26 protein-coding genes are annotated in these 19,076 nt (G+C 44.9%); 19 read left to right on the top strand and 7 right to left on the bottom strand.

What is annotated here, in order from left to right; all coding sequences use genetic code 11:
* Positions 1 to 233 precede the first annotated feature (233 nt).
* On the top strand, positions 234 to 998 hold the full coding sequence (locus IM462_RS13575; RefSeq protein WP_287703947.1) for a hypothetical protein: 765 nt from the start codon (positions 234 to 236) through the stop codon (positions 996 to 998).
* Between the two features lie 29 nt (positions 999 to 1,027).
* Here IM462_RS13575 and glcD read toward each other — a convergent pair whose 3' ends face one another.
* Both glcD and IM462_RS13565 read right to left on the bottom strand, forming a co-directional pair.
* Positions 1,028 to 2,494 (bottom strand): glycolate oxidase subunit GlcD, encoded by a 1,467-nt coding sequence (glcD, locus tag IM462_RS13570; protein WP_287703945.1) that lies wholly within the window; start codon positions 2,492 to 2,494, stop codon positions 1,028 to 1,030.
* Positions 2,495 to 2,946: 452 nt separating this feature from the next.
* Positions 2,947 to 3,498: a 2'-5' RNA ligase family protein gene (locus IM462_RS13565; RefSeq protein WP_287703943.1), complete on the bottom strand. Its 552-nt coding sequence runs from the start codon at positions 3,496 to 3,498 to the stop codon at positions 2,947 to 2,949.
* A 160-nt stretch (positions 3,499 to 3,658) separates the two neighbouring features.
* Between IM462_RS13565 and IM462_RS13560 the strand changes: the two genes are divergently transcribed.
* The 11 genes from IM462_RS13560 (at position 3,659) to rpmE (ending at position 9,067) form a co-directional block, all read left to right on the top strand.
* The gene (locus IM462_RS13560) at positions 3,659 to 3,925 is read left to right on the top strand and encodes a YciI family protein (protein ID WP_287703941.1); all 267 of its coding nucleotides are present in this window, start codon (positions 3,659 to 3,661) and stop codon (positions 3,923 to 3,925) included.
* Between the two features lie 269 nt (positions 3,926 to 4,194).
* Positions 4,195 to 4,425, top strand: coding sequence for a translation initiation factor IF-1 (gene infA, locus IM462_RS13555; protein ID WP_002737109.1), 231 nt, complete (start codon positions 4,195 to 4,197; stop codon positions 4,423 to 4,425).
* A 127-nt stretch (positions 4,426 to 4,552) separates the two neighbouring features.
* A complete protein-coding gene (gene rpmJ, locus IM462_RS13550) occupies positions 4,553 to 4,666 on the top strand; it encodes a 50S ribosomal protein L36 (protein WP_012593611.1) in 114 nt (37 codons plus the stop codon).
* Between the two features lie 93 nt (positions 4,667 to 4,759).
* A complete protein-coding gene (rpsM, locus tag IM462_RS13545) occupies positions 4,760 to 5,143 on the top strand; it encodes a 30S ribosomal protein S13 (RefSeq protein ID WP_002735415.1) in 384 nt (127 codons plus the stop codon).
* Positions 5,144 to 5,182: 39 nt separating this feature from the next.
* Complete coding sequence (gene rpsK, locus IM462_RS13540; protein ID WP_002735413.1) at positions 5,183 to 5,575, top strand: 30S ribosomal protein S11; 393 nt, start codon at positions 5,183 to 5,185, stop codon at positions 5,573 to 5,575.
* Positions 5,576 to 5,768: 193 nt separating this feature from the next.
* Positions 5,769 to 6,710, top strand: coding sequence for a DNA-directed RNA polymerase subunit alpha (locus IM462_RS13535; protein ID WP_287703939.1), 942 nt, complete (start codon positions 5,769 to 5,771; stop codon positions 6,708 to 6,710).
* 21 nt (positions 6,711 to 6,731) lie between these two features.
* On the top strand, positions 6,732 to 7,082 hold the full coding sequence (gene rplQ / locus IM462_RS13530) for a 50S ribosomal protein L17 (RefSeq protein WP_002736334.1): 351 nt from the start codon (positions 6,732 to 6,734) through the stop codon (positions 7,080 to 7,082).
* A gap of 2 nt (positions 7,083 to 7,084) precedes the next feature.
* A complete protein-coding gene (truA, locus tag IM462_RS13525; protein WP_002735236.1) occupies positions 7,085 to 7,900 on the top strand; it encodes a tRNA pseudouridine(38-40) synthase TruA in 816 nt (271 codons plus the stop codon).
* A gap of 40 nt (positions 7,901 to 7,940) precedes the next feature.
* Positions 7,941 to 8,396, top strand: a complete 456-nt coding sequence (gene rplM, locus IM462_RS13520; protein ID WP_002735375.1) for a 50S ribosomal protein L13 — start codon at positions 7,941 to 7,943, stop codon at positions 8,394 to 8,396.
* A 4-nt stretch (positions 8,397 to 8,400) separates the two neighbouring features.
* Entirely contained in the window at positions 8,401 to 8,814 is a 414-nt protein-coding gene (gene rpsI, locus IM462_RS13515) for a 30S ribosomal protein S9 (RefSeq protein WP_002737094.1), read from the top strand.
* 19 nt (positions 8,815 to 8,833) lie between these two features.
* On the top strand, positions 8,834 to 9,067 hold the full coding sequence (gene rpmE / locus IM462_RS13510; RefSeq protein WP_002760058.1) for a 50S ribosomal protein L31: 234 nt from the start codon (positions 8,834 to 8,836) through the stop codon (positions 9,065 to 9,067).
* Between the two features lie 444 nt (positions 9,068 to 9,511).
* Here the strand turns inward: rpmE and IM462_RS13505 are convergent, their stop codons facing one another.
* Positions 9,512 to 9,679 carry a hypothetical protein gene (locus tag IM462_RS13505; protein ID WP_016514325.1) on the bottom strand — a complete coding sequence of 56 codons (168 nt, stop codon included), beginning with the start codon at positions 9,677 to 9,679 and terminating at the stop codon, positions 9,512 to 9,514.
* 147 nt (positions 9,680 to 9,826) lie between these two features.
* Between IM462_RS13505 and IM462_RS13500 the strand changes: the two genes are divergently transcribed.
* Positions 9,827 to 10,648 (top strand): sulfotransferase family protein, encoded by an 822-nt coding sequence (locus IM462_RS13500; RefSeq protein ID WP_287703936.1) that lies wholly within the window; start codon positions 9,827 to 9,829, stop codon positions 10,646 to 10,648.
* Positions 10,649 to 10,744: 96 nt separating this feature from the next.
* On the opposite strand, the gene IM462_RS13495 is transcribed toward IM462_RS13500, so the two are convergent.
* Positions 10,745 to 10,945 carry a hypothetical protein gene (locus IM462_RS13495; RefSeq protein WP_002735656.1) on the bottom strand — a complete coding sequence of 67 codons (201 nt, stop codon included), beginning with the start codon at positions 10,943 to 10,945 and terminating at the stop codon, positions 10,745 to 10,747.
* A 482-nt stretch (positions 10,946 to 11,427) separates the two neighbouring features.
* Between IM462_RS13495 and IM462_RS13490 the strand changes: the two genes are divergently transcribed.
* Complete coding sequence (locus IM462_RS13490) at positions 11,428 to 12,381, top strand: ABC transporter ATP-binding protein (protein WP_287703934.1); 954 nt, start codon at positions 11,428 to 11,430, stop codon at positions 12,379 to 12,381.
* Positions 12,382 to 12,397: 16 nt separating this feature from the next.
* Here the strand turns inward: IM462_RS13490 and IM462_RS13485 are convergent, their stop codons facing one another.
* Positions 12,398 to 13,153, bottom strand: a complete 756-nt coding sequence (locus IM462_RS13485; RefSeq protein WP_287703932.1) for a tetratricopeptide repeat protein — start codon at positions 13,151 to 13,153, stop codon at positions 12,398 to 12,400.
* Between the two features lie 44 nt (positions 13,154 to 13,197).
* Here IM462_RS13485 and nblB point away from each other — a divergent pair, with 44 nt between their 5' ends.
* From nblB to IM462_RS13465, 4 genes are all read left to right on the top strand, one after another.
* On the top strand, positions 13,198 to 13,863 hold the full coding sequence (gene nblB / locus IM462_RS13480; RefSeq protein WP_287703930.1) for a phycobilisome degradation protein NblB: 666 nt from the start codon (positions 13,198 to 13,200) through the stop codon (positions 13,861 to 13,863).
* Positions 13,864 to 13,936: 73 nt separating this feature from the next.
* A complete protein-coding gene (locus IM462_RS13475; protein ID WP_287703928.1) occupies positions 13,937 to 15,028 on the top strand; it encodes a tetratricopeptide repeat protein in 1,092 nt (363 codons plus the stop codon).
* A 722-nt stretch (positions 15,029 to 15,750) separates the two neighbouring features.
* Positions 15,751 to 16,155 (top strand): retron system putative HNH endonuclease, encoded by a 405-nt coding sequence (locus IM462_RS13470; RefSeq protein ID WP_287703926.1) that lies wholly within the window; start codon positions 15,751 to 15,753, stop codon positions 16,153 to 16,155.
* Positions 16,156 to 16,351: 196 nt separating this feature from the next.
* Positions 16,352 to 16,501 (top strand): isochorismate synthase, encoded by a 150-nt coding sequence (locus tag IM462_RS13465; RefSeq protein ID WP_287703924.1) that lies wholly within the window; start codon positions 16,352 to 16,354, stop codon positions 16,499 to 16,501.
* A 79-nt stretch (positions 16,502 to 16,580) separates the two neighbouring features.
* Here the strand turns inward: IM462_RS13465 and IM462_RS13460 are convergent, their stop codons facing one another.
* Together IM462_RS13460 and IM462_RS13455 are read right to left on the bottom strand one after the other, a co-directional pair.
* Positions 16,581 to 16,961 (bottom strand): hypothetical protein, encoded by a 381-nt coding sequence (locus tag IM462_RS13460; protein ID WP_002752180.1) that lies wholly within the window; start codon positions 16,959 to 16,961, stop codon positions 16,581 to 16,583.
* A gap of 59 nt (positions 16,962 to 17,020) precedes the next feature.
* Positions 17,021 to 17,386 carry a phasin family protein gene (locus tag IM462_RS13455; RefSeq protein ID WP_287703922.1) on the bottom strand — a complete coding sequence of 122 codons (366 nt, stop codon included), beginning with the start codon at positions 17,384 to 17,386 and terminating at the stop codon, positions 17,021 to 17,023.
* A 431-nt stretch (positions 17,387 to 17,817) separates the two neighbouring features.
* Here IM462_RS13455 and hemB point away from each other — a divergent pair, with 431 nt between their 5' ends.
* Positions 17,818 to 18,804 carry a porphobilinogen synthase gene (gene hemB / locus IM462_RS13450; protein ID WP_287703920.1) on the top strand — a complete coding sequence of 329 codons (987 nt, stop codon included), beginning with the start codon at positions 17,818 to 17,820 and terminating at the stop codon, positions 18,802 to 18,804.
* Positions 18,805 to 19,076: the final 272 nt, after the last annotated feature.

Here is a 19,076-nt window from a genome sequence, read left to right as displayed (position 1 = left end):
TTTGCTGAATAAATCTAAAAACCTTGTTGGGTAAAACTTTTAGACTTTTTGTCAATCAAAAAGTACCAGGTATGGGAGTGATCAGGGGGAAAATTCCGGGACTTTTTCCCTAAAAATTAGGTAATTGGCCACCTCAAAACCGGTAAAACCCCACACCCCACACCCCACACCCCACACCCTGCCCCCACCGAAAAACTTTTTCAGCAGACCCTAAATATCCAAGGAGAAAATTGATGACTGCCACCACTGACAATAACTCTAATCAACCTCTGGTTAGTTTGCGGGAAATACAAGAACTTGCCATCGCAATTACAGCCAAAAGCCTCAATCCCGCCATGCTAACAGTTGATTTCCTCAAATATTCGGGAATAGTTCCCCCCGACTGGGAATTAAATGGCCAGCCGGTACTTAATCCTAATTACGCTCAAGTTAATTTTCAAAATGGTATCAGCATCGTCGCCCAACCCCGGAAAATTACCTTTGTGGAGATAATTAACTCTCCCGATAGCCTGAACCTAAAACTGCCGGAAATTGTCGGTTTATATCTAGATAAACTCCCTTTAGCCGAATATCAAGCCCTGGGTATCGCCCCAAAAAGTATTGTTCCTCTCCCTAGTAGCCCCGATGCCGCTAAAAAATACATCACCGAAACTCTTCTGGCCCCCGGTCCCTGGCTCAATTTCGGTATAGCCCCTCTACAAGCCGGCATAAATCTACTTTATCAGTTAGAAACCTCTCAGCTATCCGTGGCGATTAACGAGGCAAAATTGCAATTACCCGATGGCCAAACCTTAGCGGCGCTATTATTTGCCGGTAACTTTAACTATAATCTGGCCGAGGGCAGCGATCGATTAAATCTGCTCAAACAATATCTGGGACAATGGCAAAAAGATCTAGAGATTTTCCGAGAATTAGTCACTCAGCGTTTTCTGGAAAGACAAGTCCCAGTTTTCCCCTCTAATATCAATCTGCCCCTAGGACCCCAAGCTGGACTGTAATCAGTCATCAGTCAATACTTGCCGATAACCTAAAACACATCCACCCCCCCAAACCCTTGTATTTTGGCATTAGCGGCTTCCCCACAGCTGCGCGGGGTGGGGAATAATTTCCCCGGGTTAGCTAAACCTTTGGGATTAAAGCAATCCCGCACATAGCCCATAGTTTCTAAGTCAATCTCGTTGAACATAGCGGGCATATAACAATTTTTATCGATGCCGATACCATGTTCCCCCGATAAACTGCCCCCAACCCGCACACAAAGTTTGAGAATTTCACCCCCTAATTCCTCCACTTCTTCCCAGGCCCCCTCTACCTTGTTATCGTAGAGAATCAACGGGTGTAAATTGCCATCCCCGGCGTGAAAAACATTGGCGATTTTATAACCGTATTTTTCACTTAAAGCCTTAATTTCCTGAAGAACATAGACCAATTGAGTGCGGGGAATCACCCCATCTTGCACAAAATAATTAGGGCTAATTTTCCCCGCCGCCGCAAAAGCCGCTTTTCTGCCCTTCCAGAGTTTCAAGCGGGTTTCGGCATCATTAGCTGTGGTGATATTTCTCGCCCCATTTTGACGGCAAATCTCGGCAACCCGATGTTTATTACTGGCGACTTCTACCCCTAAACCATCCAATTCCACTAATAAAACTGACTCGGCATCCCGGGGATAACAGCCGGTAGCCACCACATCTTCCACGGCGTTAATACTGAGATTATCCATAATCTCCATCCCCGCAGGAATCATTCCCGATTTAATAATATCCGCCACCCCTTGGCCCGCCGCCTCGATACTGGTAAAATCGGCCAGTAAAACACAGATAGATTCCGGAGTTTTCAGGATTCTTAAGGTGATTTCCGTGGCAATGCCTAAAGTTCCCTCGGAACCCACAAATAAACCAGTTAAATCATAGCCCGGTTGTTCCGGTACCGCACCCCCCACATCGATAATTGAACCGTCGGGAAGGACGATTTTTAAGCCCATAACGTGATTGGTAGTCACGCCGTATTTTAAACAGTGAACCCCGCCAGAATTTTCCGCCACATTACCGCCGATCGAGCAGATAATTTGACTAGAGGGATCCGGTGCGTAATAAAATCCCGCCCCGCTTACCGCTTGCGTCACCCAATTATTAATCACCCCGGGCTGTACCACCACCCTTTGATTATCTAAATCAACCCTGAGAATCTGATTCATCCGCGCCGTGACGATGAGAATCCCCTCTTCTAAGGGTAACGCCCCCCCCGATAAGCCCGTTCCTGCCCCCCTCGCTACCCAGGCAATCTCGTTATCGTGACAGAGTTTCACCACCGCCGCAATTTCTGCTGTGCTGCGAGGCAGTACCACAAGAGCGGGTCTTTGTCTGTATCCTGTGATACCATCGCACTCATAGGTTAATAATTCATCCTTACGACGGATGACTCCATCTTTACCGAGGATCGTTTCTAGCTGTTTGATCAGATTGGGGGAGATTTTCGGGGGATTTTTGAGTAACATAGGTTTCAGGGCGGCGGAGTCGCCATAAAATCGCTCTATAGGTTAAAATATCGTAAAAAAGCCAGAAATGAAGCTTTAAAAGCTGCTCTCTCCTATTTTAACACTAGAACCCCTTCCTCTGTAGAAATCGGGTGCATCTCGCACTTGCAGCAATACCGACAATCAGCAATTATCGGTGACTTTTAAATTATTACAGATATATCAGCAGCCGTCTGTAAGCATCCCACCGAAAAACTAATGCGCGGGGGGCTTGGGGGCGGCACTTCGACACGCTCAGTGACCGCGCCACGCCCCCAACGGGGGGTTTGGGGGGTTCTACCCCCCAAAAGCTTGGATTGAGGAAAAAAATCGAAAGTAACGCCCGATTTTAGTAGAGAGTTTCCCCTTAAAAATCCCAACTTAGTAGATTTACAAAAATCAGATGCAGCCGCAGAAACCTGCAAGAGTCCGGATTATAGAGAAAATTGCCGATAAATTTCCCAGTGCTTGCCGTTATGAATTAGGAGGGTAATTTCATCGATCATCACCTCAAAAAATAGCTCTTGATTAGCATATTTTGACCAAGCTTTCCAGAAATTATCTTTAGTTAAATCTCGGAAGCCAACGGTTAAATGGGGCGAAAAAGCTCGGCTTTTTGAGACATTATCAATGATATTCAGGGAAGATTCTAGCTGCTGTAAAAGCCGTTTTTGTAGGGTTAATAATTCTGGGGTTTTCTGGACATTAATGTAAATGACTCGCGGTTTAAAGGCGGCAAAATTCTGGAGAATTAGGGGAATAGGAGCGTGCAAGCCAGCAAATTCCTCTAAACATCTTTCTAAATCCGGTAATTGTTCTAAATTCCACCGGAAAGGGGGTTGGAGAGTGACGTGGGGAGGCGATTTCAGGGCGGCGCGACTATTGTAAATTTCTGCAAACTCTACCTTGATTTTTGTGGCAATTTCCTGTACTTCTGGCGGCGGCAAAAGTGCGATAAAAAATAGAGATCCTTGGGGTTGATTCATGGAAGCAAGCAAAGCTACAGAAATGAAGCTGTCACCTCGATTCTAGCAGTCTTCAACAACTCTAGCTAATTGTATAGCTCTGTTACATTGCACCCTCGACGGTCAAGATTAATCGGTATAATTATATGATTGTTAATCAGTCCTAGCCTCCTGAGAATTTATGCCCTGGTTTGTCAAGATAGAAAAAGGCATTGTTGATAAAACTACCTTTGATCGCTATGTCAGCGCCCATAAGGACTATGTGCGTGATTTGATTGGCCAAGGACGAGAAGCAAAAACCGGTTATTGGGCAGAAAGGGGCGGCGGAATGTTATTATTTAAGGCCGATTCTCTTGAGGAAGCCCAAGCAATTATAGTTCGCGATCCTTTAATCGAGAATGGTTGTGTGGAATATGAACTACATGAATGGCGAATTGTCGTCGAGTAATCCAGCTTTTCAGGGAACAGTGAACAGTAATCAGTCATCAGTGAAAAGACAGCAAGGTTAAGCTGTTGATTATCTAAATATGACTCGTTAATACTGCCTGGGAGTGGGGAGTACCAGAGAAGGGCTCCTTTTGGCTGTGAACTGAAAACTCGCATCCGATCGCTGATCACTGATCACTGATAAGCTATACTGGGGGAATTGTGCTAACAGCACGGTTGCTGCTGCCGATCATTAAATAAATTGTCTCCAGTGAAATTGAGGAATTAACTTTGTCTAAACAAGATCTCATCGAAATGGAAGGAACCGTCACCGAATCTTTGCCCAACGCCATGTTTAGGGTGGATTTAGATAACGGTTTCAACGTCTTAGCTCACATATCCGGCAAAATCCGCCGTAATTATATCAAAATCCTCCCCGGCGATCGAGTCAAAGTGGAACTCACCCCCTACGACCTAACCAAAGGAAGAATTACCTATCGCCTGAAAAATCAAAAAAAATAGGGACAAATGGGGGCAGAGAAGCCAAAAAGTCTAATAAGCGGCCAAATTTATTTTAAAAAAATAGGTGACACGAGTAAAAGAAATCTGATATAATAATAAGCTTGCAGTGTTGCCAGAATAGTTAGGCATGAAAGTTAGAGCGTCTGTCAAAAAAATGTGCGAAAAGTGCCGCGTCATCCGTCGGCGCGGTCGAGTCATGGTAATTTGTTCTAACCCCAAACACAAGCAGAGACAAGGTTAAACCACCAAAGTCACTGTCTTGGGGCAGAGAATCGTTACCGTTAATTGTAGTCGTTTTCGGAAAAAAAATCGTTCATAGGGAGAAAAAAAAAGCGTGGCAAGGATAGCTGGTGTAGACCTACCTCGCGATAAGCGTGTGGAAATCGCCCTGACCTACCTCTACGGAGTGGGTCTATCGCGTTCCCAAGAAGTCTTATCTGCGACGGGTGTTAACCCTGACACTCGGGTCAAGGATCTCAGCGATGAAGACGTGGCGGCGCTACGGACTTATATCGAGACAAATTATCAAATCGAGGGGGATTTGAGACGCTGGGAGGCGATGAACATCAAACGCCTCGCCGATATCGGCACCTATCGAGGTCGTCGGCATCGGCTAGGATTACCCGTGCGCGGGCAACGGACGCGAACCAATGCGCGGACCCGTCGCGGTCGTCGGGTGACAGTGGCAGGGAAGAAAAAAGCCCCCTCCAAGAAATAATTTTTTATTCATTGCGATATCCCCCAATCAAGAAAAACTATGGCGCGACCAACCAAAAAAACCGGACCAAAAAAACAGAAGAAAAATATTCCTACCGGAGTCGCTCACATTCAATCGACCTTCAACAATACCATTGTCACGATCGCCGATACCAAAGGCGATGTGATCTCTTGGGCATCGGCGGGATCGAGTGGTTTTAAAGGAGCCAAAAAAGGAACCCCCTTCGCCGCCCAAACCGCCGCCGATAACGCTGCCCGCCGAGCGATCGAACAGGGAATGCGTCAATTAGAAGTGATGGTTAGTGGCCCTGGGGCAGGACGGGAAACCGCAATCCGGGCCCTGCAAGGAGCAGGATTAGAAATCACCCTGATCCGGGACGTGACTCCCATCCCCCACAATGGTTGTCGTCCTCCCAAACGCCGGAGAGTGTAAACAGTGAACAGCTTTTTCAGGTGACAGGGATCTTGAGGCCAGCAGCCGTTAGCTTTGAGCGCATCAGCAGCAGAATCCGGTCGTCAAAGACCATCTGATCAAAAAGCTGAACGCCGAACGCTAAACGCTGAAAGCCAAAGATAACTGATAACTGATAACTGATAACTGATAACTGAACAAGGGAGGTCAATCGGTGGCGCAATTTCAAATCGAGTGTGTAGAAGCAAAAACTTACAAGAATCAGAGTCAGTACAGTAAATTCGTACTAGACCCTCTGGAAAGAGGCCAGGGTACGACCGTAGGTAATGCCCTGAGACGGATTCTCATTTCCAATCTGGAAGGAGCGGCCGTGACGGCCCTGCGGATCGCGGGAGTCAATCACGAATTTGCCACCGTTGAGGGAGTACGCGAGGACGTGATGGAACTCATGCTCAACATGAAAGAAATCATCCTCAAAAGCTACACCAATCAAACCCAGATCGGGCGTTTAGTGGCAACTGGACCGGCGACAGTAGTGGCGGCACAATTCGATTTACCCTCAGAAATCGAGATAGTTGATCGCAATCAGTACGTCGCCACCCTAGCCGAAGGGGCCAAGCTAGAGATGGAATTTCGCGTGGAAAAAGGCAAAGGCTACCGGGCAATTGATCGCAGTAAAGAAGAAGCCACTTCGCTCGACTTTCTGCAAATCGACTCTATATTTATGCCCGTAACCAAAGTCAACTACAGCGTCGAAGATATCCGTTCCGAAAGCGGTCAAGCTAGAGATCGTCTGCTCTTAGAAATTTGGACAAACGGGAGCATTAACCCCAAAGAAGCCCTTTCCCAAGCGGCCGATATGCTAGTTAATCTCTTTAACCCGCTCAAGGATCTCAACGCCCTCGAATCCTCCGGTAACTTTGACGACCAAGAGATCAACCAAGAAAACCAAATTCCGATCGAGGAACTACAATTATCCGTGCGCGCCTACAATTGCCTGAAGCGAGCGCAGATCAACACCGTAGCCGACCTCCTCGATTACAGCCAAGAAGATCTCTTAGAAATCAAAAACTTTGGGCAGAAATCGGCTGAAGAAGTCATTGAAGCCCTACAAAAACGGTTAGGCATCACCCTACCCCAAGAAAAAAGCAAGTAAACCCAATTCCAGGAAAATACCATGAGACATCGGTGTAAAGTGCCTCAATTGGGTCTGCCGGCTGACCAAAGAAAGGCACTGCTGCGCAGCTTGGCCACCCAGCTAATTCGCCATGGTCAGATCACCACCACTCTAGCGAAAGCGAAAGCGGTGCGAGCAGAGGTAGACCACATTATCACCCTAGCTAAAGACGGTTCCCTGAGCGCCCGTCGCCAAGCCATGGGCTACATCTACGACAAACAACTGGTTCACGCCCTTTTTGAAGGAGCCCAGACCCGTTATGGCAGTCGTAACGGCGGTTATACCAGGGTCGTGCGTACCCTGCGCCGTCGCGGGGATAATGCCCCCATGGCGATTATCGAACTGATGTAACGATGACAGCTTGCCCCCAGTCGCGGATCGCCCTAGTTATCCAGTATGTGGGAACTAATTTCCACGGCTGGCAACGGCAACCCCATCACAGGAGCGTGCAGGAGGAAATCGAGAAGGCTCTGGCCGATATTCTCGGTCATGCCGTCACTCTGCACGGGGCCGGACGGACCGATAGCGGTGTTCACGCCGCCGCCCAAGTTGCCCATTTCCAGCAGCAGAGTCCGATCCCACCTTCCCATTGGGCCAAGGTTCTCAATGCTCGGCTAGATGACGATATCGTCATTCGGGCTTCAGCCCAAGTTCCCGATCGCTGGCACGCCCGTTTCTCGGCCCTCTGGCGACGTTATCGTTACACCCTCTATACCGACCCCATCCCCAATCTCTTTGTTAGTCCCTTTAGTTGGCACTACTACCATCGTCCCCTCGATGCCGATTTGATGGCCAGGGCCTTACAGCCCCTATTGGGAAAGCACCATCTGGCCGCCTTTCACCGTGCCAACTCTAGTCGTGACCATTCCTGGGTAGAAGTACAAGGGGTGGAATGCTACCGTCAAGGGCCATTTGTACAGATGGAAATCCAAGCCAATGGCTTTTTGTACGGGATGGTGCGCCTATTGGTGGGAATGTTGGTGGAGGTGGGAACTGGTGAGCGATCGCTAGAAAACTTTACCGACATCTGGGTTAATCAGCGCCGAGAATTGGTCAAATACGCCGCACCAGCTAAAGGACTATGTTTACTGCGGGTGGGTTACGCCGATTTTCCCTTTGCCGATAGCGTCTGGTTCGAGACTCAGCCTCTTTATTATTTCCGAGCATAGAGATTCAAAGTTTATTTTTGTAAACCAAGGCAAACTGACCATGAACAAAACACCTCTACCAAATTTAGAGACTCTAGAGCAGAAATGGTACGTCATCGATGCGGCCGATCAGCGTCTAGGTCGTCTGGCCACCGAAATCGCGATGATTCTACGGGGCAAAAATAAAGCCACCTTCACCCCCCATCTGGATACGGGGGATTTTGTCATTGTTATTAACGCCGAAAAAGTGACGGTAACGGGCAAAAAACGCCAACAGAAAGTTTATCGCCGCGACTCCGGCAGACCGGGTGGTATGAAGGTAGAAAGCTTCGATAAACTGCAAAAACGCATTCCCGAACGGATTATCGAACACGCTGTTAAGGGAATGCTCCCGAAAAATAGCTTAGGTCGGAAATTGTTCACGAAACTGAAAGTTTATGCCGGTGCGGAACATCCCCATCAGGCACAACAACCGGAAGTTTTAGCGATTAATACGATTCCCGCAGGAGGAAATTAAGTCAATGCAAGCCACGGACAGTAAAAATAAGGTAGTTTATTGGGGAACGGGACGACGCAAATCGGCGGTCGCTTCCGTGCGTCTCGTGCCGGGGACGGGGGCAATTACCGTTAACGGTCGCGATGGAGAAACCCATTTTAACCGCATTCCCACCTATATCCAGACGATCAAGGCTCCTCTGGAGACTTTGGGACTGGAAAACGAGTATGATATCATCGTTAAGGCCGAGGGCGGTGGTTTGACTGGCCAAGCGGACGCAGTGAAATTGGGGGTCGCTAGAGCTTTATGTCAATTAGCACCAGAAAATCGTCCTCCCCTCAAGAGTGAAGGTTATCTGACTCGGGATCCCCGGGCGAAGGAACGGAAAAAATACGGTCTTCACAAAGCGCGCAAAGCGCCTCAATACTCGAAACGTTAGGTTAATAGAGAGGTTTATTATGCCGAAAAAAATTCATCCTACTTGGTATCCGGAAGCCAAGGTGATCTGTAATGGTGAACTGGTGATGACGGTGGGTTCGACAAAACCAGAAATTCATGTGGAGGTTTGGTCGGGTAATCATCCTTTTTATACGGGAACCCAGAAGATGATCGATACGGAGGGCCGGGTTGATCGCTTCTTGCGTAAGTACAAAATGGGTGATAAGTCAAGCAAAAAGGCTGATCAGAAATAATTCTTTACTTTTGCCTTTTTGACCCGGTGGGGAGATTTTCCCGCCGGGTTTTTTGCTATCTTTAGGCTAGTAGAGTCATTATCGCTCTTCTGGAACTTTCGGAAATCCCTGACCGAATCCAGATTCTGAAACCCTTGCTTGACAACTGATCGCTAACTTTTTTTCTAATAAAAACTCTAATTTCGGGTTTCTGTTAGTTGGGACTTGCTGAAAATTACTGGAAGCCTTGCTAGAAAACGGTTTTGGGACTTTTTTCGCCCAAAAAGTGCCAGAAACAAACGTTGAGAAATCGATCCGAGGGACTCAAAACCCTTGCACTTTCCGGAGGCGATGGCAAAGGGTTCCGCTTCCAGACCTGCGAGGTCATTCTGTTATTCTGACTGTTATTCTGACTTCCCCGACCGAAGACCGACGACCGACTCCTAACCCCACCAATAAACTTTTTCAGCAAACCCTAACTAATTTTTCAGCACAGGCTCTTAATTCCTCCATTGTACCCAGTCCGGGGCGATTAACCTTTTCCCCGCTTAAAGGGGCCGTGTCAATAGCGAGTACCTTTTCCTGGAAGGGAAACTGACTCATTTTGACTAGATGGGGAATAGTGTTGATCATAAACCAGACATCGGTTCGCACTGTAAAAAACCAGAGCTAACAACTTGGTAATCCCATTTTGTATAAACCTCACTTTTGTTTGGGTCTTAAATGGGATACATTATAGGGGAATCTTAGCGACAAGTTGACATAATTCCTGATTAACCTATGACTATAGCCCTCGATCGCTTGCCCCAATCTTGGCAGGGTTTAACCCATCGTTTAACTTATAAGTATTTTCAGGCACGCATTGATATACCCAAAGACCCCTATAAAATTCTCTTTCGTCCCCAACCCTATCAGGTTTTATTTATTCTTAGCCATATGCGATCGGGTTCGTCTTTATTGACCCATATCCTCAATTCTAATCCTGAAATTATCGGTTTTGGCGAAACTCATCTGGTTTATGAGAGTGAACAGGATTTTAAAACTTTAATGTTTAAACTCTACTGGCGTTTGAAAGATTTAAACATGAATCATAAATATATTTTAGATAAAGTTCTTCACGATGAGAAGTTTTTATATCATAGTTTTTTGCAATCTGATGCGGTTAAGACCATATTTTTACTACGAGAACCGAAGCGCACTTTAGCTAGTATTCTAGATATTAAACCCCATCACAATGAGCAGCAAGCCCTGGGTTATTATACTGGTCGTTTAGCCACCTTAGAAAGTTATGCTCGATTAATTAACAGCAAAGAAAAGAGTTTATTTATCACCCACGATCAAGTATTAAACCAAAGTCAATTGGTGTTTAATAGTTTACAGAGTCATCTCGATACTAAAACGGGATTTTCTGAAGAATATCGAGTTTTAAACACTACTGGCAGCCGTGGTATAGGAGATTCTTCCGAGAATATCAAAGCGGGTAAAATTATCAAACAAGCCAGAAAATTAGATATAGAAATTTCCGACGATGTTTTAACCCAAGCCCAAAAAGCCTACGATCAATGCTACGAAACCCTTAGCCATTATTGTCATTGTATCTAAGCTGAATTGGGGATGAGCAATAGCCTTGATTCTCTCCTCCGAGTCCCAAGAAAACCCCCCTAATTCAACTCTAAGTTAATCATTTAAAAGGTCTGATTAGCCTTCAATATTAGCAATTGTAAAGCCCATCTGACACTCGTAGAGATTGGGCTGTTGGCTGCCCCCTTTGCCCAAGGAGTGACCACAGCCTAGTTTACCCTCTCGCCACCGGGGTTGCCCCTGCTGGTTGGCTAAAAGACAGCCCTGACACACAGAACCCGTATCGAGAATGTGTTCGTCGGTTAAAATCACTAACATGACGTTCACCCCCATTGATCTCCGATCACTTTTGTCTCTATTGTAAGAGGTTTTTTCTGAGATGTAGTGGCGCGCTATACATTCCGCTACTTTTTGGCTTTTTTTCGCCTAGACTCTTCTTATACAAGGTATTTACCGATCAATTATTAATGGTCAGAAGATGAGGCGGCTCTTCTAGGTTCTGTGTGAGGATGTTATAATATCAATACAGAATAGGAGGTGGGTTATGTGGATAAATTTTGATCAACTCCTCGATTTACCAAATGTAACAGTGGTCAATTATCAAAAAATTGATGAGACAATTTAAGCTGTTTGCTTGCTTTAATTGATCACAAAAAGTAACAAAGGCTCAAACAATTTGACCACAATTGACAACAACCGTGAAAACCCTGACGCGCATTACCTTTAATCTGGAAGTCATGGGAGATAAACTCTCTATTCGTGATTAGCGAGTCACCCTCAGAACCTAACTAAAAAACTTTATGAACCCACCAGAATTAGCCATTGCCACCGTTTGTTTAACCAAACAATTTGACCGCCATGGGGCTGTTAATCAAGTGGATTTACAGATTGAAGCGGGGGAAGTTTACGGGTTAATCGGTCCAAATGGAGCGGGAAAAACCACTTTAATTAGGATGTTAGCGGCAGCGGAAGAACCGACAACGGGAGAAATATATCTGCACGGAGAACGTCTTTTAAGAGATGAGATTAATCCCCGTCTGAAAAGAAATTTAGGTTATCTACCCGATAATTTTCCTCTCTACGATGACCTAAATGTCTGGAATTATCTGGATTATTTTGCCCGTCTTTATCATATCCCGCGCTCCCAACGTCATCGCCGCATTTATGAGGTTCTAGAACTGGTACAATTAACCAATAAAAGCCATAATTCGATCGCTACTTTGTCCAGGGGGATGAAACAACGTTTAAGTTTAGCACGAACGATTATCCATGAACCTTTAATTTTACTTCTCGATGAACCAGTTTCTGGATTAGACCCGATCGCTCGCCTACAATTTCGTGAGATTATTAAAGTCTTACAATCGGCGGGTATGACTATTTTAATTTCCTCCCATGTCCTTAGTGATTTAGCGGAACTTTGTAGTTCTGTGGGTATAATGGAATTAGGTTATCTAGTGGAAAGCACCTCTTTAGAGGAATTAAATCAACGTCTAGCCGGTCAATACTTGCAGATCACGACTCTAGGCAATTTAGAAGCCTTAGAAACCGCTCTTAAACAATGTGTTTTTGTGGAAAGTTGGCAAAGAATTATTAATACTAATACTCTCCGGGTTAAATTTACGGGAACCCTAGAAGATAGTGCTGAATTGTTGAAATCTTTAGTGGTTTCTGGTCTGAATTTAAGCGAATTCTATACTTGCCGCGAAGATTTAGAAACTATTTTCCTAAAACTGGGACATCGACAGGCATCTTGAGGGGAAATAATAATTTTTAAATCTCGGATAGTAACTTTTCGACTAATTTAATTTGCTCCTGACTAAAACCCGCTTCCTTCAGGTGTGCCAGAAACCATTTTTGTCGATAACGACCGTCTAGATACCTAGCCTTTTTATAGGTATCCCGAGCCTTTTTACTATCACCTTGGTCTAAATAAATCATTGCCAAAGCCACAAGAGGATGGGGATTATTCGGCTCTAGTTTAACTGCTTTTTCAGCGTTAGTAATAGCTGAATTAAAATCTTTTAAGCGATGATAGGCGAGGGATAAATTATAGTAGGCGATTTCATTATCGGGTTTTAAATTAGCAGCTTTAGTATGAGTGACTACGGCTTTTTCAAGATGACCACCGACAAGATAAACAATACCCAAAGCATTATAGGCAGCCACATGATCGGGAGCAATTTTAATCGTTTCTTCGAGGGTTGTTTGTGCCGCTAAAGGTTGTTTAGCTAGGTGTTGTGTCCATCCTAAAATTACTCTCCCGTCTAGATGATTGGGGTTTAACTGTAGCGATTTTTTTAAAGCCTCAATACTTTTGATAAAATCTCCCTGTTGACGATACTGTAATCCCAATTGACGATAACGATTAGCAGCTTTAATGTCTGATGGGGAAATAATCGGACTGGGAGAAGGAGAAACGATTATTTTAGCCGTCGGTTCTTTTTTAATAGGAGAGGGGGGACTACAGCCCCAAAAAACCGGGGAACTAAAGATGATCAAAATAGTCAGGAGTCGATAACTATTCATGGGACAATTAATACCAGTCCAATTGTTAAGGGTGTCATCAAATTATGAATTATTCCCCTGAATCCGTGCAACGGCTGCTCGATTCCGATGATTATGGCGATCGCTTATCGGGAGTTAATCAACTGCGTTATTTAGCCCCAGAAATCGCCTTCGAGATGTTACAGCCTGTAATTAACGATAGTAACGCTAGGGTGCGTTATTCGGCGGTAAGTCAGCTAGATATCCTGGGTCATCAGAATCCTGATCTGGCCTTAACTATTCTACGCGATCGCTTGTTGCATGATCCCGAAGCAGACGTGAAAGCGGCCGCGGCCGATGCGATCGGGGGGTTAAAATTAACGGCAGCCTACGATGATCTGGTGGCCGTCTATCAACAATCCTCCGACTGGTTAATTCAATTTAGCATTGTGGCAGCTTTGGGCGAATTGGGGGAACCCCGGGGCTTTGAACTGCTCGAAATCGCCCTAAACTCCGATAATGAATTGGTAAAAACGGCCGCTGTTAGTGCTTTCGGGGAACTAGGCGACCCTCGCGCCGTCTCTTTACTTGTTCCCTTGGCTAATGATGATGACTGGCAACTGCGCTATCGTCTTGCTCAAGCTTTAGGCCGCTTAGGGGGGGAAGAGGCGATCGCTGTTTTGACCCAGTTAACCAGCGATAAAAGCGCCCAAGTCGCCCAAGAGGCCCGCAATAATCTCGTCCAAGGGTGATGCAGAATAGTTAATTTTTGTCAATAGCATTTACAATAAACTTTAATTAAGAATCGTTAACAAAGGTAAAGCGATGAAACAATTTACCCGTTTAATCTTGCTCATCGGTCTCCTCGCGGGGGGCTGTTTCTCTCCCTCAATTGCGATCGCTGATAATCCGGCGGGGGCAATCGTGAGCAAGAATTCACAAGTTAACGAACTACTGCGTCAAGCGCGGCAATTGGTCAAAAATGGCAATTATGGGGAAGCTATAGCCGTTTACGAGCAGGCTGCCGCCCTTGATGGCAATAATGCCAAAATTTTCTCTGGGATCGGCTTTTTACAAACGCGGCAAGGGGATTATAACGCCGCCGCCCAAGCATACCAAAAAGCTTTAAGTCTCGATCCGAGTAATCCCGACTTTTTCCATGCTCTCGGTTATAGTTTGGCTAATATCGGCGATTATGACAATGCCGCCACCGCTTACTACTACGCTATCCAAATAGAACCGAAAAACGTCCAACACTACCTCGGTTTAGGGGTGGTATTATTACGGCAAAAAAACTATGCTAAAGCGGGCGAAGTTTACCAATGGGTTTTAGCTCTCGACCCCAATAATCAGCAAGCCCACGAAATCATGGGTAAAGCCTTGATCGAACAGAATAAAAGCACCGAAGCCCTCGATTTTCTCCAAAAATCCCTGCAAAGATTCCCTAACAATAGTGAATTAAGATTGCAACTGGCCAGCCTTTTGCTCAAACAGGGCGATTTAAATGGTGGAACCCAGATTTTAAAAGAAATAGAACGACAAAATGCAGGAAATTTTTTAATTCAGCTAAAAATAGGGATTTTACTCGAAAAACAAGAGCGTTTTGACGAAGCTCTCCCCTTTTATCGTCGGGCTGTTTTCCTACAACCACAATCTTTGGAAGCACAAGCGGGAATCGGTCGCATCCATCTGGCCAGAAAAGATTATCTTGCAGCAATTATCGCCTATCAAGATTTGGCCGAAATCGCCCCCAATAACGCCGATGTCTATCTTAATCTCGGTCGGGCCTACGCGGGCCGAGGACGAAAAAGAGAGGCGGAGGAGGCTTTTAAGCAAGCGCGAGCGGTTTATGTGCTGAAAAATAATCAATCTGGCCTGGAGGAAGTGGATGTCCTGCTGAAGAAGTTGCTTGAGTGAACCCCAGATCAGTGATCAGCTTCTCAAGGCAACAGGCAAAAGGCAAAAAGCTCTTTTCTTCCAACTCTAACGCAGTCTTAAGGAGTGATTGGCTTCCTTGAGTTTGGTGGGTAAAATGTACTCCATTGATGCAGTCCTGCCAGCGAGCGACTGGAACGAACTACAAAGACACGAAGGACACAAAGATTGATCGCTTCTATATGGGGCTGGCTGAATAATGGTAAAACCCTTTTAAAATAAGGCTTTTGACCTGTTAAAATCCGATGTTCATGCTGCGAAAATAGGATTGGGACTTTCAAAAACCTGGCATTATCCTTATTGTAGTACAAAAATTAGCACAAAAAGGGGCAACAAAGCCTGAAACTGCTGCCTCCTGCCCTCTGCCTGACCCCAGCCTAGTACTTTTTCAGCAAACCCTAATTAGGGGTCTCAAGACCCCCCTGGCGTATTTTTCTCAAGTCCCTAGAGGGGGACAGCCAATGTGATACCATTTTTCTTTATTCGTGGCAGGTATCCTACTCCCCTCTCCCTTTCTAGGAGACGGGTTGGAGGTGAGGGCAATTAACCATCTCTGCCATTACTTTAGAAAAATGGTATGACAGTTGAGGGTGCGGAATGTGGGTTATACCATTTCTCTAAATGAAAACTACACATCGAATTTAAGTCACCCTTTTTAAGGGGGATTTAGGGGGATTAAACTTCTGTAGTCAGACTTTGGAGAATTGGTATTAGATTATGCCAATTTGCTATGTTCCTGTCAGGCAAATCTTAGGACTGGTGAACCTCGGCACTGTGGTAATCTAAAAGATAACTGGTTTGATGAAAATCTCTTAATCTCTCCACTTAATCCCGATTGTGAGTCTCACTTTGCTTTTAATGATGATGGTACAATTAAACCCGCACAAGAAGATGATCAAAAAGCAATTAATACTATCGAAAAGTTGGGATTAAACCTCAATAAACTCAAGGCACTTCGTAAGGCAGCCATCGATCCTTTTTTGGATGAGGAGATAGATAATGCTCAATTACAAGTCTTTGTCAATGGATATTTATGCTTAGATGATCAACAAAGATACAAACCTTTCTGGACAACAATCAAATATTTGTTCAGCGATTTAATTGAATAATTTTTCCTTGACAAAAATACAAGAATTATTATAAAAGTTTAGATAAACCAGAAAAAATATAAAGTCTTATGAAGATTATTCAAGAATTATCTCAAAAGTCAACAATTGATGAGATTCTGTCCAGATAATGGGGATGGAGGGGTGAATCAACCTGATCCGAAAAAGAGATTGTTGTCGAGAGTCGGAGAGAAAAGCAATGAATATCAAGGATACATTACACAATTTTGTCCAGTACCTAACAGAGGCTTTCGCTCGCATTTTTAGTCCCAGCAATGATGAGTATCCCGATGTGGGGATGCAGCCTTTTGATTCTGAACCTTACCATGCTCCCAAGGGTGATTCTTAACTAAAAATGACGGATAATTGCTTTGAGATAAAAGTTATGGGTAGGGATAATAACCCTACCTGATTTTATAGGAAAATAATTAATCCTCTGCTTGCCAATCGGGACAACTATCACTATCCCAACCGTAGGGATGGAAACCGCAGACGAGAAGATTGCCTCCGTAGATATAACCGTGATAATTACGGCAACCGATACAAGCAGCATGGGTGTTAGGATCGGGGTTAACCTTAGGAGTGAGGGTAAAATCCGAGGGTTCGTCTAATTCCGAAAATAGGGATTCATCGAGGTTAAAAAATTCTTCTAATTCCTGGGGTAAAACCTCTTGAATAAACTGTTCCAGATCGATGATAATTTCCTCATTGATTTCTTCAATAGCTTGGGTCACTTCTTGGAAAAAATTTTCAATTCCCAGTGCCACAGTTTCGATCACTTCCCAAAAATCCTTCTGCCAATCGTCCATGTTTATACTTGCATCCCTTGTCTAGTAATAATTAATTATTTGTCGCTAAAATCTAGGTTTTAATCCTGTTGCAGTTTCCGTAATTCCTCCTGAAGACGTTCCACCTGTTGCCGCAATTCATCTACTTTTGGATTGGCTGCCTTGGTGTCTTCCTCATCTTCAATGATTTCTATCCGTCGGGGTTCATGGGGAATATTAGATTCGTTAGCTGTCACCGCTTGCTGTTGTGCCTGTTTTACCAACTCATCGACGTATTTCCTCGCTTCTTCTGCGTTTATTTCGCCACGAGCAATCATCTCATCGGCTAATTTTTGGGCTTGATTTCTTAATTCTTGTAAATTTACTTCAGCTTTTTCGGCGGCATAAGCGGCAATGCCTACGCCCAAATAAACTGCTTTTTTGACTAAATCACCTAAGTTCGCCATAGCAAAAATCCTGAATTGATCGCTCTTACCTACTAGAATAAACGATCCTTCTCCCAAATGGAGATGGGTTTTGGGAGTCAGTGAACAGTGAACAGTAATCGGTGAACGCTTGCACCTCTATCCAAGAGAGCCATCAGTGAACTGAAAACTGATGAGGTAAAGTTTTGTAAAGAGAGGAGGTGGTGGCGACAGCAAAATTGATCGCTATAAAGATTAAATTTTAGTCAAATTGCTGATTTTTAGCCCTCAAAACGACGATAGAGGTTTATTAGGTCAAAAATGACCTAAATAGTTTGATTAAGCTCAAAATAACTAAATATTGCCTATAGCTGCCGGCAGCCAGCTGCTGGCTGAATCGATTTGTGTTCATCCTCAGCAAAGATTTAAACTAAAGAATCGAGACAAGATTCCCGATTTAATCACAAAAAACTATGTTTCCTATTCATCGCCCCCGTCGTCTGCGTCAAACCCCTCAAATGCGCCGTCTGGTGAGTGAAACCGTCTTGACAGCCAATGACTTTATCTATCCTCTTTTCGCCACAACGGGGGAAGGTATTGCCCAGGAAGTGAAATCGATGCCGGGGGTGTACCAATTATCAATCGATAAAATTGTTGACGAAGCCAAGGAAGTGCGTGATTTAGGAATCCCAGCGATTATTTTATTCGGGCTGCCAGAAAGTAAAGACACAGAGGCGACGGGAGCATGGCACGATCATGGTATTGTGCAAAAAGCAGCCACAGCAATTAAAGAGGCAGTTCCCGATCTGCTCATTGTCGCCGATACTTGTTTGTGTGAATATACCAACCATGGTCATTGTGGTTATCTGCAAACGGGAGATTTAACCGGCAGGGTGTTAAACGATCCCACTCTGGGATTATTGCAAAAAACCGCCGTTTCTCAGGTAAAAGCGGGAGTGGATATCATTGCACCTTCGGGAATGATGGATGGTTTTGTGCGGGCAATTCGTCAAGGATTGGATGAGGCGGGTTATAGTGATACACCGATTCTTTCCTATACGGCTAAATATGCCTCTGCCTATTATGGTCCGTTTCGGGATGCGGCTGATTCTACCCCCCAATTCGGCGATCGCAGAACCTACCAAATGGATCCGGGTAATGCCAGAGAAGCCTTAAAAGAGGTGGAATTAGACGTATTAGAGGGAGCAGATATGTTAATGGTAAAACCTGCCCTATCTTACATGGATATTATCTGGAGAATCAAGGAAATGACTAATTTACCCGTGGCTGCCTACAATGTGTCGGGGGAATATTCAATGATTAAAGCGGCGGCGTTAAATGGCTGGATTGACGAAAAACGGGTGACTTTAGAGACTTTAACCAGCTTTAAACGGGCGGGTGCCGATATTATCTTAACCTACCACGCTAAGGATGCCGTGCGCTGGTTAGCAGAGGGTTAAATCGGAAAGGTGACAATTTTTGGCTAACCGATCAGGATAAGGGGGGGTGAGATTGTTACTATTAATTCTAGGGATTACCTGAAAGGGATTAAGTAGTTAGGTATTAAAAACTGTCAGATCCCCCCGCCTATCGTCACCCCCCTTATCAAGGGGGGCAGGGGGGATCAAAGACAAAATCTATCTTCAATTTAATTATAACTACTTACTTAATTCCCACATAATCCTCTAGATTTATGCAACCCAGACCAAGTTCTCTCTACTATCCATCGCCA

Source organism: Microcystis sp. M144S2 (assembly GCF_020246065.1).
Taxonomy (GTDB): Bacteria; Cyanobacteriota; Cyanobacteriia; order Cyanobacteriales; family Microcystaceae; genus Microcystis; species Microcystis ichthyoblabe_A.
The sequence above is the reverse complement of the archived record's forward strand: the minus strand, read 5'-3'. Positions and strand labels throughout refer to the sequence as shown.

Excerpts from the sequence above, each read along its gene's own strand:
- IM462_RS13575 (WP_287703947.1), top strand. The coding sequence starts at position 234 with ATGACTGCCACCACTGACAATAACTCTAATCAACCTCTGGTTAGTTTG.
- glcD (WP_287703945.1), bottom strand. The coding sequence starts at position 2,494 with ATGTTACTCAAAAATCCCCCGAAAATCTCCCCCAATCTGATCAAACAG.
- IM462_RS13565 (WP_287703943.1), bottom strand. The coding sequence starts at position 3,498 with ATGAATCAACCCCAAGGATCTCTATTTTTTATCGCACTTTTGCCGCCG.
- IM462_RS13560 (WP_287703941.1), top strand. The coding sequence starts at position 3,659 with ATGCCCTGGTTTGTCAAGATAGAAAAAGGCATTGTTGATAAAACTACC.
- rpmJ (WP_012593611.1), top strand. The coding sequence starts at position 4,553 with ATGAAAGTTAGAGCGTCTGTCAAAAAAATGTGCGAAAAGTGCCGCGTC.
- rpsK (WP_002735413.1), top strand. The coding sequence starts at position 5,183 with ATGGCGCGACCAACCAAAAAAACCGGACCAAAAAAACAGAAGAAAAAT.
- rplQ (WP_002736334.1), top strand. The coding sequence starts at position 6,732 with ATGAGACATCGGTGTAAAGTGCCTCAATTGGGTCTGCCGGCTGACCAA.
- truA (WP_002735236.1), top strand. The coding sequence starts at position 7,085 with ATGACAGCTTGCCCCCAGTCGCGGATCGCCCTAGTTATCCAGTATGTG.
- rplM (WP_002735375.1), top strand. The coding sequence starts at position 7,941 with ATGAACAAAACACCTCTACCAAATTTAGAGACTCTAGAGCAGAAATGG.
- rpsI (WP_002737094.1), top strand. The coding sequence starts at position 8,401 with ATGCAAGCCACGGACAGTAAAAATAAGGTAGTTTATTGGGGAACGGGA.
- rpmE (WP_002760058.1), top strand. The coding sequence starts at position 8,834 with ATGCCGAAAAAAATTCATCCTACTTGGTATCCGGAAGCCAAGGTGATC.
- IM462_RS13505 (WP_016514325.1), bottom strand. The coding sequence starts at position 9,679 with ATGATCAACACTATTCCCCATCTAGTCAAAATGAGTCAGTTTCCCTTC.
- IM462_RS13500 (WP_287703936.1), top strand. The coding sequence starts at position 9,827 with ATGACTATAGCCCTCGATCGCTTGCCCCAATCTTGGCAGGGTTTAACC.
- IM462_RS13495 (WP_002735656.1), bottom strand. The coding sequence starts at position 10,945 with ATGTTAGTGATTTTAACCGACGAACACATTCTCGATACGGGTTCTGTG.
- IM462_RS13490 (WP_287703934.1), top strand. The coding sequence starts at position 11,428 with ATGAACCCACCAGAATTAGCCATTGCCACCGTTTGTTTAACCAAACAA.
- IM462_RS13485 (WP_287703932.1), bottom strand. The coding sequence starts at position 13,153 with ATGAATAGTTATCGACTCCTGACTATTTTGATCATCTTTAGTTCCCCG.
- nblB (WP_287703930.1), top strand. The coding sequence starts at position 13,198 with ATGAATTATTCCCCTGAATCCGTGCAACGGCTGCTCGATTCCGATGAT.
- IM462_RS13475 (WP_287703928.1), top strand. The coding sequence starts at position 13,937 with ATGAAACAATTTACCCGTTTAATCTTGCTCATCGGTCTCCTCGCGGGG.
- IM462_RS13465 (WP_287703924.1), top strand. The coding sequence starts at position 16,352 with ATGAATATCAAGGATACATTACACAATTTTGTCCAGTACCTAACAGAG.
- IM462_RS13460 (WP_002752180.1), bottom strand. The coding sequence starts at position 16,961 with ATGGACGATTGGCAGAAGGATTTTTGGGAAGTGATCGAAACTGTGGCA.
- IM462_RS13455 (WP_287703922.1), bottom strand. The coding sequence starts at position 17,386 with ATGGCGAACTTAGGTGATTTAGTCAAAAAAGCAGTTTATTTGGGCGTA.
- hemB (WP_287703920.1), top strand. The coding sequence starts at position 17,818 with ATGTTTCCTATTCATCGCCCCCGTCGTCTGCGTCAAACCCCTCAAATG.